This window comes from Brevibacillus sp. HD3.3A (assembly GCF_013284375.2).
Classification (GTDB): domain Bacteria; phylum Bacillota; class Bacilli; order Brevibacillales; family Brevibacillaceae; genus Brevibacillus; species Brevibacillus parabrevis.
Genome location: NZ_CP085874.1, coordinates 1,602,179 through 1,615,425 on the forward strand (window position 1 = coordinate 1,602,179; position 13,247 = coordinate 1,615,425).

The 13,247-nt window shown below is 54.5% G+C and carries 12 protein-coding genes; 7 read left to right on the plus strand and 5 right to left on the minus strand.

The features are described 5' to 3' along the window. Positions 1 to 5 precede the first annotated feature (5 nt). Positions 6 to 971, minus strand: coding sequence for a DHH family phosphoesterase (locus tag HP435_RS07860; RefSeq protein ID WP_173598375.1), 966 nt, complete (start codon positions 969 to 971; stop codon positions 6 to 8). 163 nt (positions 972 to 1,134) lie between these two features. Then, complete coding sequence (locus tag HP435_RS07865; RefSeq protein ID WP_173598374.1) at positions 1,135 to 2,025, minus strand: LysR family transcriptional regulator; 891 nt, start codon at positions 2,023 to 2,025, stop codon at positions 1,135 to 1,137. A 116-nt stretch (positions 2,026 to 2,141) separates the two neighbouring features. On the opposite strand from HP435_RS07865, the gene HP435_RS07870 reads away from it, so the two are divergent. Continuing rightward, a complete protein-coding gene (locus tag HP435_RS07870; RefSeq protein ID WP_173598373.1) occupies positions 2,142 to 3,302 on the plus strand; it encodes an MFS transporter in 1,161 nt (386 codons plus the stop codon). 710 nt (positions 3,303 to 4,012) lie between these two features. Here HP435_RS07870 and HP435_RS07875 read toward each other — a convergent pair. Then, positions 4,013 to 4,903: a LysR family transcriptional regulator gene (locus HP435_RS07875; protein WP_173596184.1), complete on the minus strand. Its 891-nt coding sequence runs from the start codon at positions 4,901 to 4,903 to the stop codon at positions 4,013 to 4,015. A 148-nt stretch (positions 4,904 to 5,051) separates the two neighbouring features. On the opposite strand from HP435_RS07875, the gene HP435_RS07880 reads away from it, so the two are divergent. The 6 genes from HP435_RS07880 to HP435_RS07905 all read left to right on the plus strand — a co-directional run bounded on the left by HP435_RS07880 (position 5,052) and on the right by HP435_RS07905 (position 11,797). Next, positions 5,052 to 5,987: a dipeptidase gene (locus HP435_RS07880; RefSeq protein WP_173598492.1), complete on the plus strand. Its 936-nt coding sequence runs from the start codon at positions 5,052 to 5,054 to the stop codon at positions 5,985 to 5,987. Between the two features lie 26 nt (positions 5,988 to 6,013). Further along, positions 6,014 to 7,105, plus strand: coding sequence for a DmpA family aminopeptidase (locus tag HP435_RS07885; protein WP_173598372.1), 1,092 nt, complete (start codon positions 6,014 to 6,016; stop codon positions 7,103 to 7,105). A gap of 56 nt (positions 7,106 to 7,161) precedes the next feature. Then, the gene (locus HP435_RS07890; protein WP_173598371.1) at positions 7,162 to 8,478 is read left to right on the plus strand and encodes a serine hydrolase domain-containing protein; all 1,317 of its coding nucleotides are present in this window, start codon (positions 7,162 to 7,164) and stop codon (positions 8,476 to 8,478) included. A 368-nt stretch (positions 8,479 to 8,846) separates the two neighbouring features. Beyond that, positions 8,847 to 9,995 (plus strand): ABC transporter substrate-binding protein, encoded by a 1,149-nt coding sequence (locus HP435_RS07895; RefSeq protein WP_370641104.1) that lies wholly within the window; start codon positions 8,847 to 8,849, stop codon positions 9,993 to 9,995. 17 nt (positions 9,996 to 10,012) lie between these two features. Next, on the plus strand, positions 10,013 to 10,963 hold the full coding sequence (locus tag HP435_RS07900) for a carbohydrate ABC transporter permease (protein WP_173596188.1): 951 nt from the start codon (positions 10,013 to 10,015) through the stop codon (positions 10,961 to 10,963). Beyond that, positions 10,964 to 11,797 (plus strand): carbohydrate ABC transporter permease, encoded by an 834-nt coding sequence (locus HP435_RS07905; RefSeq protein WP_122963087.1) that lies wholly within the window; start codon positions 10,964 to 10,966, stop codon positions 11,795 to 11,797. It abuts the gene before it with no gap. 5 nt (positions 11,798 to 11,802) lie between these two features. Here the strand turns inward: HP435_RS07905 and HP435_RS07910 are convergent, their stop codons facing one another. Further along, entirely contained in the window at positions 11,803 to 12,681 is an 879-nt protein-coding gene (locus HP435_RS07910) for a phosphotransferase family protein (RefSeq protein ID WP_173598369.1), read from the minus strand. 75 nt (positions 12,682 to 12,756) lie between these two features. Further along, positions 12,757 to 13,203 (minus strand): hypothetical protein, encoded by a 447-nt coding sequence (locus tag HP435_RS07915; RefSeq protein ID WP_122963089.1) that lies wholly within the window; start codon positions 13,201 to 13,203, stop codon positions 12,757 to 12,759. Positions 13,204 to 13,247 lie beyond the last annotated feature (44 nt).

Consider the following 13,247-nt stretch of genomic DNA (forward strand, 5'->3'; position numbering starts at 1 on the left):
GGCGTTTAATGGACGCGCAGGGCGGGGTACACGAACGTTTTCAACGTCACTCCGGTAAACGAACAGCCCGCCGCTTTTGGATGTCCGCCACCGCCGTAATGGGCGGCGATCACAGAGAGATCGACGTCATCGCGGGTCGTGCGCAGGCTGATCCGGCCTTTTCCCGGATCGAGCATGGCGACAAAGTCGATTGTCTCGTCGCTTTTGCACAAAAAGCTTCCCGTCGTAGAGTGGTATTGCTCCAAAAAGACGACCCCGACTGTGTACTGCTTCGGCTTGTCCAGGTCGATGTCGACCGGAAGCCGCTTCATTTGCCGCAGCTTTTTTTGCTCGTAGGCAGCGATTTTGCGTTCCTCCGCATAGATCAGGATCGACTCCCATTCCGTGAACACAAACTGATCCGTGTCGTCGCCTTCCCCGCGCAATCGTCCGATTACTTGATCGGCAAAAGTCTCCCGTTCTGCCAAGTAAAACAACAGGTTCAACTGATGCGCCTGGTCGTTGCCGCTCGCCTCCCAGTCCCACGTGTCAAAAGCGCGAACCAGCTCTACGTAGTGGGAGAGCACGTCGGTAGGCGCAAGCGCGCCCTTTTGGATCAAGTAGTCGTAGTAAAGGCTTGTGGCCGAGGGCTTTTTCCCCGCCTCCTCTACCACGACATTCGCCCAGTCGTACTTGGCTGACAGCGGCAGCGCTGTCGGGTGGTGGTCGATCAGGACGAACGAATGCCCGCGCGCGACCTGTTTTTGAATCAGGGCGGCGGCTTTTTCGTTGACGCTGACATCGGTAATGACAACGGACATTCCGGGGGCAAGCTCCTGCTCGATAAACGTCTCGATCTCCTGGCTGACGGTATACGGAGATACGCCGCGGACGAGGACTTCCTGGTCGGCATAGGCGATTTGGCTCAGGATGGCGCACGATTCTCCGTCGAGGTCCTTGTCGGTGAAATGGATGATGGCTGGCTGATGCATTGAAGGCTCTCCTTGTGTTTGGCTTTTTGTGGGATAGCGAAGCTACCACTTAGGATGTCCTTTTCGGCTGGTGTTCGAACCAGCGGGAGGGCGAGCCGAGCCATTTTTCAAAAGTGTGTGTCGTCTGAAGTTCGTTGATGAACAAGCAGTCCGCCTGCGTTTGTTAACGAAAGGTGCGAAAAGACGTCTCCAGCTTATGGATAAACGCTTTGGCAGCCACACTCATGTACTTGTCGTTGCGATACATGATCACCATTTCCCGGATCGGCGAATCTTTGATCTCGATCGCGCGAATGTTGAGCGAGGGGAAGCTTTCGATCAGGCGGCTGGGCTGGATCGTGGCTCCGATTCCGGCGTGAACGAGTTGGAGCAGAGAGGTGGCAGAGCCTGTTTCCATGATCGTCTCAACGGTCAGCCCGTATTCCAGCCCCCATCTGTCGATCAAATCTCTGCCGTAAAAGCCTTTCGGATACATGACAAACGGGATGGTGCGCAAATCGTCGGCAGACACAAATTCGTTCTCGGCAAGCGGGTGGTCGGCATGGACGTAGAGACTGTACGTTTCCGTGTAAAACGGGATGCGGGTCAAGCGCTGGTCGGCAGGCACGGCGGGCATGGACAGACCGACACCCAGGTCGACTTCAATGTTTAATACCTGGTTGACGATGTCGATGGAAGGAAACACTTGCACTTTGGTTTGCGGGAATTGCTTATGAAAGTCGATGAGCAAAGAGGTGAGCCGATAGTCCAGGTCGGAGGGCAGTACGGCAATGCGCAAGTGGCTGGCATGCAGGCGGGTCAAGTCTGCGATGGCTGTTTTCGCATTTTCAAGCTGCTGCGCGATTTGTCTGGCGTGATACTCCAAAATTTCTCCGGCTTCTGTCTTTACCGTTTTTTTCCCGATGCGGTCGAACAGGGGGACGCCGACTTCGTCTTCCAGAACGCGGATTTGCTGGCTCAATGTCGGCTGGGTGATGCCGAGCTTGTAGGCGGCTTCGGAAAAATGCAGTTCGTTGCACAGCATGAGAAAGTATTGCAGCTGGCGAAATTCCATCGCTTCCGCTCCTTTATACATAGTCTGTAACTATTGTTTGTATAGAAAAAATAGAATTGATCTATTATAATCCGGCATTTACACTTCATTCAAGGACTGAGGAAGGAAGTGCTTGCGTGAAGTTTTTTTATTTGGGTTTCGTCGTGTTTTTTCTGTCGCTGAACTTGCGGCCGTCCATTACGTCTGTAGGACCGTTGCTTGACATCATTCAAAAGGATTTGGGCATGAGCGGCGTGACCGCCAGCCTGATTACGACGCTTCCGGTCTTGTGCATGGGGCTGTTTGCGCTTTTGTCGATCACGCTTAGCCAGCGTTTTGGGCTGGAGCGAGCGTTGTTTGTCTCTATGGTGATGATTTTTGCGGCTACGGCGTTTCGGGCGGCGGTCAACGACAGTGTCAGCCTGCTGGCGACTGCCCTGATTTCCGGAATTGGCATCGGCATCGCGGGCCCGCTTTTGTCAGGCTTTATCAAAAAGCATTTTCCTGGCAGGCCGGGTGCTACGAGCATCTACTCCGTATCGCTGGTCATCGGGGCGGCGGTCGCTTCGAGCTTGTCGATTCCGATTTTTGAAGGGCTGCACCAGTCGTGGCAATATGCGCTGTGCGTCTGGGCAGGCTTGGCGGTGAGTGCGGCGGGGCTGCTGCTTCCGCTGACGAAAGAAAAAGCGGCGAAATCGGAGCTGACACGGCCTTCCTTGCGGGTGAAAAATGGGCGAATGGGCAGCAGCATGGTGTTTTTCGGTTGCATGTCATCGATGTTTTACATGATTACCGCCTGGCTGGCGCCGCTCGTGCAATCGGCAGGAATCAGCCACGAGCAGTCGGGACTCGTTCTGACGTTGTTTACGATCATCCAGATTCCCGTCAGCTTTTTCGTCCCGGTCATCGTCAGCCGCACGGGCAAACGCAATCTGTGGCTCGTCATCTGTGCCCTGTCCGAGCTGATCGGCGTCGCTTTGCTGCTCGCTCACCTGTCGCCGTGGTTGGCGACCGTGTTTCTCGGAATCGGGGCAGGCGGTCTGTTCCCGCTGGCGCTTTTGATCCCGATTCAGGAAGCGGAGAGCGCTGCGGAAGCGACTTCCTGGTCAGCGGCAATGCAATGCGGCGGCTACATGCTCGGCTGTCTTGGGCCGATGCTGATTGGGTTGACTGTGGATGTTTTTGGCAATTTTACGGTTGGGTTGATCGTGATGCTGTTCATCATCGGTTGTCTGCTCTGGTCGATCAGCAGGCTCGGCGGGCGGAAGCAGGTGGTTAAAAGGACGGTGGCGACATAGGGGAGGAAACAGGAGAAACCGCCGCAGGGCACCTGGCCTCTTGCGGAGAAGCCTAGACTGGCCGCCTGCGGTGAAAAAGGAAAACCGCGGCAAAAGCAGTGTGTTCGAAGAAGTGTGCTCACGTTGCCGCTTAAAAGCCGTTTTCCTTTTTCGCCTCCGGCTGGGGGGAGTCCGAAAGCCCTGCCGCTTGTTTCTCCTGTTTCCTCGGCCAACGTTTAGCTTTGGGCGGAGTTTGTTTGTTGAAAGTTAAGCGGAGGAGGAAATTTCTGGATGAGCTTCGTGATGGTTGATCAGGGGGAAATTCAGTGCGGGAAGTAGACAATCCTTTTTCATAGATGCGTTGTATGACGCAACCGACTTCAAGAAAAACCTTAATCATGGTTTCGATTTTACCTTGTCACGGCGGAAGTGCCGATGACGCAAACTACAGAGAGTCAGCCCAAGCAAGCTTTTATGCATTCAGCCTTTTCCTTGAAACCCCCGATCGCCGCGCCTAAAGTACCGATGACGCAAACTACAAAGATTCAGCCCAAGCAAGCTTTTATGCATTCAGCCTTTTCCTTGAAACCCCCGATCGCCACGCCTAAAGCACCGATGACGCAATCCACAAAGCATCCTCCCAAGCGCTCCCCATTCAACCGAAGCCACCCAAAAAGAAAAAGCCTCGCGCACAAAAAACGTGCCGAAGCCTTTTGCCAACGGTATATCCCTCACTGCAACGCCTTGTTTTGCATCAAAAAATCGATAAACGTCCGCATGATTCCGTTCACAGGCGTGTCTTTCAAGTAAATCAGCTCAAAATTGCGGTTGATTTGCGGCAGGTTGAGGACATCTACTTCCTTCAACTCCCCGTCGCTCAAATCCTTGCTGATCGCAAAGCGCGGCAAAAAGGCGATGCCAAGCCGCTGCTTCACCATCCGCTTGACGACCTCGATGTTGTCCGCTTCCATGACGACATTGTTTTGCAGTTGAAAATGGCTGAACGCGTTGTTGATCAGCTTCCAGTCCAAAGAGCCGCGGTTGAACAAAATCAGCCGTTCGCGCGCCACCTCTTCGATCGACACCTGATGGCGATAGGCAAACGAATGCTCAGGGTAAATCGCCAGCACCATGTCGTCGGACATGAGCTGAATCCGGTTGATCTGCGGGTGGTTGACCGCCCTGGCGATGCCGAACGAAACCTCGTGGTTGAGCACCATATCGAGCACCTGATGAGAATGTCCCGTGAGGATCGTCAGCTTGATTTTCGGGTACAGCTGCTGAAACTGTTCCACGAGATCCGGCAAGATGTAGAAGGCCGAAACGAATACGGTCGAAATGGTCAGCTCGCCTTCCACGTCGCCTTGCGACCGCTGAATCGCCTGTTGGCCTTCTTGCAGTGTGTTCATGATATTTTTCGCGTAGGGCAAAAACAAGTCGCCTTCTTTGGTCAGCGAGATCGTATGTCCGGTGCGTTGAAACAGCTTGCAGCCCATCGAGGTTTCCAGCGCTTTGATCCGCATGCTGACGGTCGGCTGGGAAAGGTACAACAGGTCTGCTGTTTTGCTGAAACTCCCGGTCAAGGCAACAAAGATAAACGCTTCCAGTTGTTCCATATTCATAGGGGTAGGCTCCATTATGCAAAATTTTGAAGATGCCTATAGCAAAAATTCATTGGAATCGCACTTAAAAATACATTACCGTAAAATGAGAGAATTAGGTAGAGTTCGACCAGAGAAAATAGAGCGAGGAATGATGGGAATGCAGGGAATGATGGGAATGCCGATTATCGATTTGCATTGCGATGCGCTGTTGAAGCTGTGGGAGGAAAAGGGCAGCATCTCCTTCACCGATTCCGACAAGCTCGATGTGAACAGAAACAGACTGCACGAAGGCGGAGTAAAGGTGCAAAGCTACGCGATTTTCACGCCACCCGATCTGCCGTCGGAAAGCCGGTTCCAGTGCGCGCTGGATCAGATTCATTACTTTTACGCCGAAGTGCTCGGCAAACACCCGGAAATGAAACAGATTCGCGACTGGAGCGATCTGGACAAGCTCGGCGACGGCGAGATCGGAGCCTTGCTGACACTCGAAGGGGTCGAGCCGATCGGCAACGACTTGAAAAAGCTGCACATTTTGTACCAGCTGGGCGTGCGTTCTGTTGGGCTTACCTGGAACTTGGCGAACTTGGCGGCTGATGGAGTGCTGGAAGAACGGAAGGGCGGGCTGACCGCGTTTGGCAAAGAGCTGATCCAGTTTCACAATGAACGAAAAATTTTGACAGATGTTTCGCATTTGTGTGAGCGCAGCTTCTGGGAGACGCTGGAGCTGGCAAAGTACCCGATCGCGAGCCATTCCAATGCGCAGGCGATTTGCGGCCATCCCCGCAACCTGTCCGATGAGCAGGCCAAGGCGATGTTTGCCAAAGGAGCCAACGTCCACGTCGTCTACTGCACGATGTTCATTAACGAGTCGACACCGCCGACAATCGACGATCTGATCCGGCATATCGACCATTTTTGCTCGCTCGGCGGAGTACGCCACATCGGGCTAGGCTCCGATTTCGACGGGATTTCTGCCAAAGTCGTCGGACTGGAGCATGCGGGCATGAGCCAAAATTTGATCAATGAACTGCTCAAACGATACACAGAGGATGAAGTGCGCGGGTTCGCCTACGAAAACTTTTTGCGCAACCGTCCAGTGTAAGCAAAAAAGCGCAAGGAGGAGTAACCATGGACCGCACTGAAAAGAACAGAGGAAAAATTCGCGAATGGGGAGCTGCCGTCGGCAAGCTACCTACAGGCGAAAAAAACGATCTGACAGACGTGGCAGGTGTCCGCGTGGGGCATGTGACGATTCAGCACGAGTTGGCAGACGGGGAGTGCGCATGTACAGGAGTGACGGCGATTTTGCCGCACGGAGGGAGTCTGTTCCGCGAAAAGGTGACCGCTGCAAGCTACGTCATCAACGGCTTCGGCAAGACGACCGGGCTTGTGCAAGTAAACGAGCTGGGGGTGCTGGAATCGCCGATCATGCTGACCAACACGTTTTCGGTGCCAGCCGTCACGCAGGGCACATTGCAATACATGCTGGCTACCAACGAAGAGATCGGGGATACGACAGGAACGGTCAACATCGTGGTCGGCGAGTGCAACGACGGGCATCTCAACTCCATCCGCCGCTGTGTGGTACGGCCGGAAGACGCAGTGGCGGCGATTGAAAACGCTTCGGAGCAAGCGGTAGAGGAAGGAGCGGTCGGAGCAGGAACGGGCATGATCGCTTTTGGCTACAAAGGCGGAATCGGTTCGTCTTCACGGGTCGTGGCGGCGGATGGGCAGAAGTACACGCTCGGTTCGCTGGTGCTGTCCAATTTTGGCAGCAAGGACGACTTTTTGGGCCACCGGCTGTTTGCCAACAGCAATACCAACGCCGACGAAACAGAAACGGCCAAACAGGCAACCGAGCGCAAAGAGGACGGTTCGATCATCATGGTACTGGCTACGGACGCGCCGCTGAGCGATCGGCAGTTGCTGCGCGTCGCCAAGCGGGCAGGAATCGGGCTGGGGCGTACGGGAAGTCACTTCGGGCACGGGAGCGGCGACATCGTCATTGCCTTTTCCACCGCACAGAAAATTCCGCACAACACAGACGCGCATACCGAGACGCGCGTACAGCTTCGCGAGGATCACCCGATCATGAACGAGCTGTTTGCGGCGGCGGCAGAGGCGACGGAGGAAGCGATCTACAACTCGCTGTCCCAGGCAGTCACGACGAATGGCAGAAAAGGGCGCACGGTGCACGCGCTACCGACCCCGCTTTTGTAAAAAGGTCGGCTTCAGCAAGAACGATCTCATTTATCCCAACAATATGGAGGACGGCTATGGAGCGACTGCAAATGACAGAGCTTGCGCATTACATAGAAACTTTCATGGAAGAGCACAGCGTCCCTGGCCTTGCCGTGGCGCTGTCTCTTCACGGACAAACGATCTATGCCAAAGGGTTTGGCGTGCGCGATCTGGATACAAAAGAGCCTGTTACGCCCGAAACGGTTTTTGGCATCGCTTCCGTCACCAAGTCGTTTACGGCGGCGGCGATCATGCAGCTTGTTCACGAAGGAAAGCTGTCGCTGGATGATCCGGTCAACAAATACTTGCCGTCGTTCCGACTGACAGGCTGCGATGCGGGCAAAATCCAGATTCGCCATCTCCTGTCCCATACCTCCGGCGTTCCGCCGCTGCTGCGCAAAGAAGAGCTGATCCAGTTTCACGAGCATCTCGATTATTTGGCTCACGTGGAATTTGCCGCGCTGGGCGAGCCGGGACAGTATTTCAGCTACGCCAATGACATGTTCCTGCTGCTTGGGGCGATCATCGAGCGAGTGACGGGCCGTCTGTACCGCCGTTATATGACGGAACGGCTGCTGGAGCCGCTTGGCATGCACCGCTCTACGTTCAGCCTGGAGGAAGTCGCGCGTCTGTCCAATGTCTCTACCCCGTATGCGCGGCGAGGGGCAAACCAGCAGATGACAAAGGTTGCCTGGCCGACGCTCGGCAACTACGAGGTTGGCGGCGGCATTCGTTCCAGCGTGGAGGATTTGCTTGCGTATGGAAGCCTGTACGTAGGCGGAGGACGCGATCAACAGCAGGAAATCGTGCCCGCCACAGGACTTGCGCCGATGTGGCAGCCCGTCCATCGGCTGACGAAAGACGCCTGGTACGGATATGCGCTCAAGACGACAACGGACTACGCGGGGGTCACGCTGGTCGAGCACGGGGGAGGGCAGCCAGGCGTGTCGTCCAATTTCGGCTTTGTACCGGAAAAAGGGGTGGTTTGTGTCGTGCTGTCCAACATGGAAAACGTGCCAATCCGCAAAGTATGGCTGGCAGCGGTAAACGCGGCGCTGGGCTTGCCGCTTGCCCACAAGGAACCAGACGCGCCGCTGTATCAGATCGACGGCGAGGAGCTGGACAAGCTTGTCGGGACGTACGCTTGCGCAGAAGGCGGGCACCTGCGGCTCTTCGTCAGGGAGGGCGTGCCCGTCGCCGATGTGGCAGGCACCGAGTTTGCCCTGCGCGCTGCCGCAAGCGATACATTGATCTTTACAGACAGCGAGCTGCCGCTGCGCTTTTTCTTCAAGGCGGATCGCCGAGCCTGGGCTGTGCTGCTCGGGATGAGGATGCTGCAACGCGTCGAATAGTCTTTTGCAAAAGCTGCATTCGCAAGCCTGTTTCACGGGAGAAGTAAGTCGTGGAACGGGCTGTTTGCTTTGCAGCGAAAAAGAGTAAAGAAAGTGAAAATATTGGTAAAAATTTTAAAACTAATAATTCTGAATATTTACTATAATACGAACTGTCTTCCAAAAGTAGAGGGGGTTCGTGTATGGGAGTTCGATCCTGGATATTTGCGGCACTTCAAGTGAGTATCGCCACGGCATTGCTGGTTGGGTGTAGTCAGCCCGCCGCCAATTCCGGCCAAGCGCAGCCAGATGGCGCGAAAGAGCAAGCTGGACAAGAAGTCAGGCTGAAGATGGTCGAGAGCATTACCAGTCCGCAGCGCACAGCGCTTCTGAAGGAAATGCTGACCCAGTTTGAAACGAAAAACCCGGGCATCAAGGTAGACCTGATCTCCCCGCCTTTCGAGGGGGCCGATCAAAAAATTACGCAAATGCTGATGGCAAAAGAAGAGCTTGATGTGCTGGAGGTCCGTGAGTTCAATGCGAAGCAGTTCTCGATGAACGGCTTCATTGAAAATCTGAAGCCCTACACGGAAAAATGGAGCAATTACGACCAGCTGACCGATGTGGCGAAACGCCGCGCCACTTGGGTCGACAACACCCCTTACTATATTCCGAACGGCTTGTATCAGCGCGTCCTGTACTATCGGGCGGACTGGTTCAAGGAAGCGGGCATCGAAGCGCCCAAGACGTGGGCTGAGCTGTTGGCCGCGGGCAAAAAAATGACGGACCCGGCCAAAAACCGTTACGGGTACAGCTTCCGGGGAGGCCCTACCGGGTGGGACTACGCCTTGATTGCGATGTGGGCCTACAACGGCACCGAGGTCGATCCGTCCTCTGCTTTTTTCCTGAAAGACGGCCGGACGCTTTTTTCTACCCCGGAGTCATTGGAGGCAATGCGCTACTACAAGCAGCTGTACAAAGAAATATCGCCGCCCGATTCGGTAAGCTGGGGCTTCCAGGAGATGGTGCAAGGCTTCGTGGCAGGTTCGACGGCCATGCTGATCCAAGACCCCGATGTCATCGATGGAGCCAAGGAAAAAATGCAGGAAGGAACATGGGCAACCGCCCCTTTGCCGATTGGGCCATCAGGTGTAGCCCAGCAAGTGGTAGGCGGACCAGGCTGGGGCATGACAGCATACTCCAAGCATAAAGCGGAAGCATGGAAGCTGATCGAATTTCTTTCTGACCCCGAGCAAAGCACCCACTTCGCCAAGAAAACGTCTGTCATTCCTGTGGTAAAAAGCGCAGCGGAAGACGAGTTTTACAAAACCGGATACTTCCAGCCGTTCATTGAGATGAACCAGCAGCCGCAAACATTCATCGATGTATCCAGACCTGTCGACTACAAAGGCTGGGGAGCGTGGCAAAGCGCGGCAGACAAGGAAATCCAGAGCTATTTGCTCGATCAGCTCTCTGCGGAAGACTTGCTGAAAAAGTGGGACGAGTATTGGACAAAAGAGCGGGCTGAGCGCAAATAGACGAGGGGGGAACGGTCTTGCAAACAGAGAAGCCCATCGTCGTAGCGAAAGAACCATTCGTTTCGCCACCGAAAAAGCCGTTTCGGCTGTCCAAGGAAGGAGCTTTCATCTGCCTTTGCTTGCTGCCAGCGGTATTGTTTGTCGGCATTTTTACTTACTATCCGCTGCTGCGCGGCATCATCATGTCCTTCCAAAACTACACGTTGTTTAATTTGCTGGATGTGCGCTTCATCGGCTTGGACAACTTCTTCGCTGTCCTGACCAGCCCGGAGTTTCCCCGTGTGGCGTTGAACAGCTTTTACTGGGTGGCTGTCTCGCTGTTCTTCCAGTTGCTGTTCGGCTTTGCCTTGGCGTTGTTCATGCGCCGCCGTTTCCGGGGGAGAGGCATCTATCAGGCGTTTGTGTTTTTTCCGTGGGCGATGTCCGGGTTTTTGATCGGATTGATCTGGCGGTGGATGTTCAATGCGCAATTTGGCGTCATTAATGACTTGCTGGTGAAAAGCGGGTTGATCGCTGCCCCGATCCCGTTTTTGGCCGATGGAAAATGGGCGCTTGCGGCCGTGATCATCGCAAACATTTGGTACGGTGTCGCTTTTTTTGCCATCATGATTTTGGCTGCCCTGCAATCGATCCCGGAGGAGCTGTACGAGGCGGCAGCGATGGACGGCGCGGGGCGCATCCAGCAGTTTTGGAGCGTGACCTTGCCCTACATTTTGCCGACGATGCTGGTGACGATTCTTCTTCGGGTCATTTGGATCTTGAATTTTCCCGACATCATTTACGCGATGACCAATGGCGGTCCGGCAGGCTCGACTCACATCTTCGCCACGTATATGATCGATAAAGTCATTTTCGGACAGGATTACGGGCAAGCCTCGGCTGTAGGGGTCATCATTGTCTTGCTCCTTCTGGTGTTCACCGTGTTTTACGTCAAGGCGACCCGCATGGAGAAGGGAGGGGATTTCTAGATGCAGCGCGATCACATATGGTGGCAAACAGCGCGGGTAGTTGTCTTGGGCGGATTTTTGGCCTTTGCGATTTTTCCGTTGTACTGGATTGTCATCACGTCGCTCAAAGGGCAAAAAGAAATTTTCTCGTTGCCGATCCGCTACTGGCCCGATGAGGTGACGTTGCTCAATTATGTGGAGATTTTTCGCATCTCGCATTTTCAGGTCTATATCTGGAACAGCTTTCTCGTATCGCTGTTCGCTTCGGCGCTTGTCGTCGTGATCGCCATGCTTGGCGGGTACGTTCTGGCCCGCTTTTCGTTTCGGGGCAAAAGAGAGGTCATGTTCGGCTTTCTCGTCACACAGATGATTCCGATCTTCATCGGGATGGCGCCGCTCTATGTCATGATGTCGAAAATGCATATTTTGAACAGTCTGTTTTCTTTAATCCTGATTTACACCGTCATGCTGATTCCGTTTTGCACGATCATCATGTCCGGCTTTTTTCAACGCATCCCGAACGCGTTGGAAGAGGCGGCCATGATGGATGGCTGTTCCCGGATCAGCGCGTTGTTTCGCGTAATCGTGCCGATCATGCTCCCCGGTATCGCAGCCACGTTCATTTTTGCCTTCGTGCAATGCTGGAACGAGCTGATCATGGCCGTTTTGTTCATCGATGAAGAGTCAGTCAAGACGATCCCGGTCGCCATGAACGCTTTCATCAAAAAGTACGACATCGAGTGGGGAGCGATGTCGGCAGCTACTGTTCTGTCTGTCATCCCGACGATGCTGTTGTTTGCCTTTTGCCAAAAGTACCTAGTGGAGGGGCTGACGCAAGGAGCCGTGAAAGGATGAAGACGCTACACATAGTCCCGCATCCCCGCCCGATACGCCTGTTCATCCCCTTGCTCGATGCCGAACAATGCTTCCTGCAAGGCAAACGTGCTGCGATAAAAGCGCATGCGGACGAGGACAGAATCCAGATCGGGGTACCACGGTGACAGGCAGGACAAAAAGTTCTCGCCATAGCTCGCGGCGAGTCCGGCGAAATCGTAAGCCGCGTCGCCGATGCCTGCTCCGCCGAAGTCAATGATGCCTGTGATCCGCTGTTTTTGCGCGTCGTACAAAATGTTGGTCGTGCCGAAGTCGCCATGAATGAGCCGCGGCGCAAACGCAAAGTGGGCAGGATCAGCCAGATACGTCTCAAATCGTTCAGCAATCTCCTGTTTGGCCGACTCGCGCATGGCCGGGAACAGCCGGGAGACGATTCGGTCGTAAAGCTCCGTCAGCTCGTCTGCCATGCCAACCGAGTCGGAAACAAGCTCAGGGAGCCGCTGTTCATACGGAAAAGAGTGCAGCTCATGCAAAAATCGCCCGAGCTGGGCGGCGATGGCAGGGAGCTGATTGTGACGGGCTGCTTGCGCAAACGCTTCACGCGTAAACGGCTCTCCGCGTAGCAGCGGGTAGCCAGTGAAGACTTTACCAGGCTCCTCCGGCACGAAGGAACGATAGACCGGAGCGGGGATCGGCAGGGAAACGCTATCCTGGACCGCTTGCAACACGGCTGTTTCTTTTTTCAACTGGCGAATGCCCAGCGCGTACTTGGGAAAGCGAAACACGTACGCGCCGTTGACGATCCACACATCGTTGTTTTGTCCGATCTCATTGCGAACGAGAGAGTGGACAATGAAATCAGGATAGACATCCTGGATGGCGCGTATGCAGCTTTGTTCATTCATAGCCGTTCTCCTTTTAGCGTGTAAAATGTGAAAAAGAAAGAGCACTCTCCCGCGTGGAAAGTGCTCTTTTCGCATTCAGGAAGCAGCCAGCTCGAATCGGACCACCGTTTCCTTGCCGCCCGCGAGCTTTTCCTGCTCGACGACTCGCCAGTTTCTGGAGATCGTCTTGCGCATCCAGTCGAGCGCTTCAACTGACAAGCGAACCTGGCTCAGTGCCGTTTCCTCTACCTCATAATCTTGCTCGGCCAGCAGCTGATAGCGCTTATTCAACAGGAACTTGATCCCGTTTATCGTCGTGAACTTGATTTGATAGCCGTCGCGAATGGCTTGCTCCAGCGCAGCAGAATCGTTTTGGTACAGTTCAAAGAGGGGAGAGAAATCGTACTTGCCGCCTTCCACATCAGCGAAAGGCTCCGAATCGCCCGTTCTCAGCCTGTGAATGATTTCTTCATCGACAAATCCATGGGCACGAGCGGCTTCCAGAAGCATCGTCTCCCATTGGGACAGCTTAACCGTAGACATGAACAGCCCTCCTCGATCTTTGCATGTACTGTCTAGTATAATCT

Bases quoted from the DNA above. Each gene is read 5' to 3' on its own strand.
- HP435_RS07860 (WP_173598375.1), bottom strand. From the start codon at position 971: ATGCATCAGCCAGCCATCATCCATTTCACCGACAAGGACCTCGACGGA.
- HP435_RS07875 (WP_173596184.1), bottom strand. From the start codon at position 4,903: ATGAATATGGAACAACTGGAAGCGTTTATCTTTGTTGCCTTGACCGGG.
- HP435_RS07905 (WP_122963087.1), top strand. From the start codon at position 10,964: ATGCAGCGCGATCACATATGGTGGCAAACAGCGCGGGTAGTTGTCTTG.
- HP435_RS07865 (WP_173598374.1), bottom strand. From the start codon at position 2,025: ATGGAATTTCGCCAGCTGCAATACTTTCTCATGCTGTGCAACGAACTG.
- HP435_RS07885 (WP_173598372.1), top strand. From the start codon at position 6,014: ATGGACCGCACTGAAAAGAACAGAGGAAAAATTCGCGAATGGGGAGCT.
- HP435_RS07915 (WP_122963089.1), bottom strand. From the start codon at position 13,203: ATGTCTACGGTTAAGCTGTCCCAATGGGAGACGATGCTTCTGGAAGCC.
- HP435_RS07880 (WP_173598492.1), top strand. From the start codon at position 5,052: ATGATGGGAATGCCGATTATCGATTTGCATTGCGATGCGCTGTTGAAG.
- HP435_RS07890 (WP_173598371.1), top strand. From the start codon at position 7,162: ATGGAGCGACTGCAAATGACAGAGCTTGCGCATTACATAGAAACTTTC.
- HP435_RS07910 (WP_173598369.1), bottom strand. From the start codon at position 12,681: ATGAATGAACAAAGCTGCATACGCGCCATCCAGGATGTCTATCCTGAT.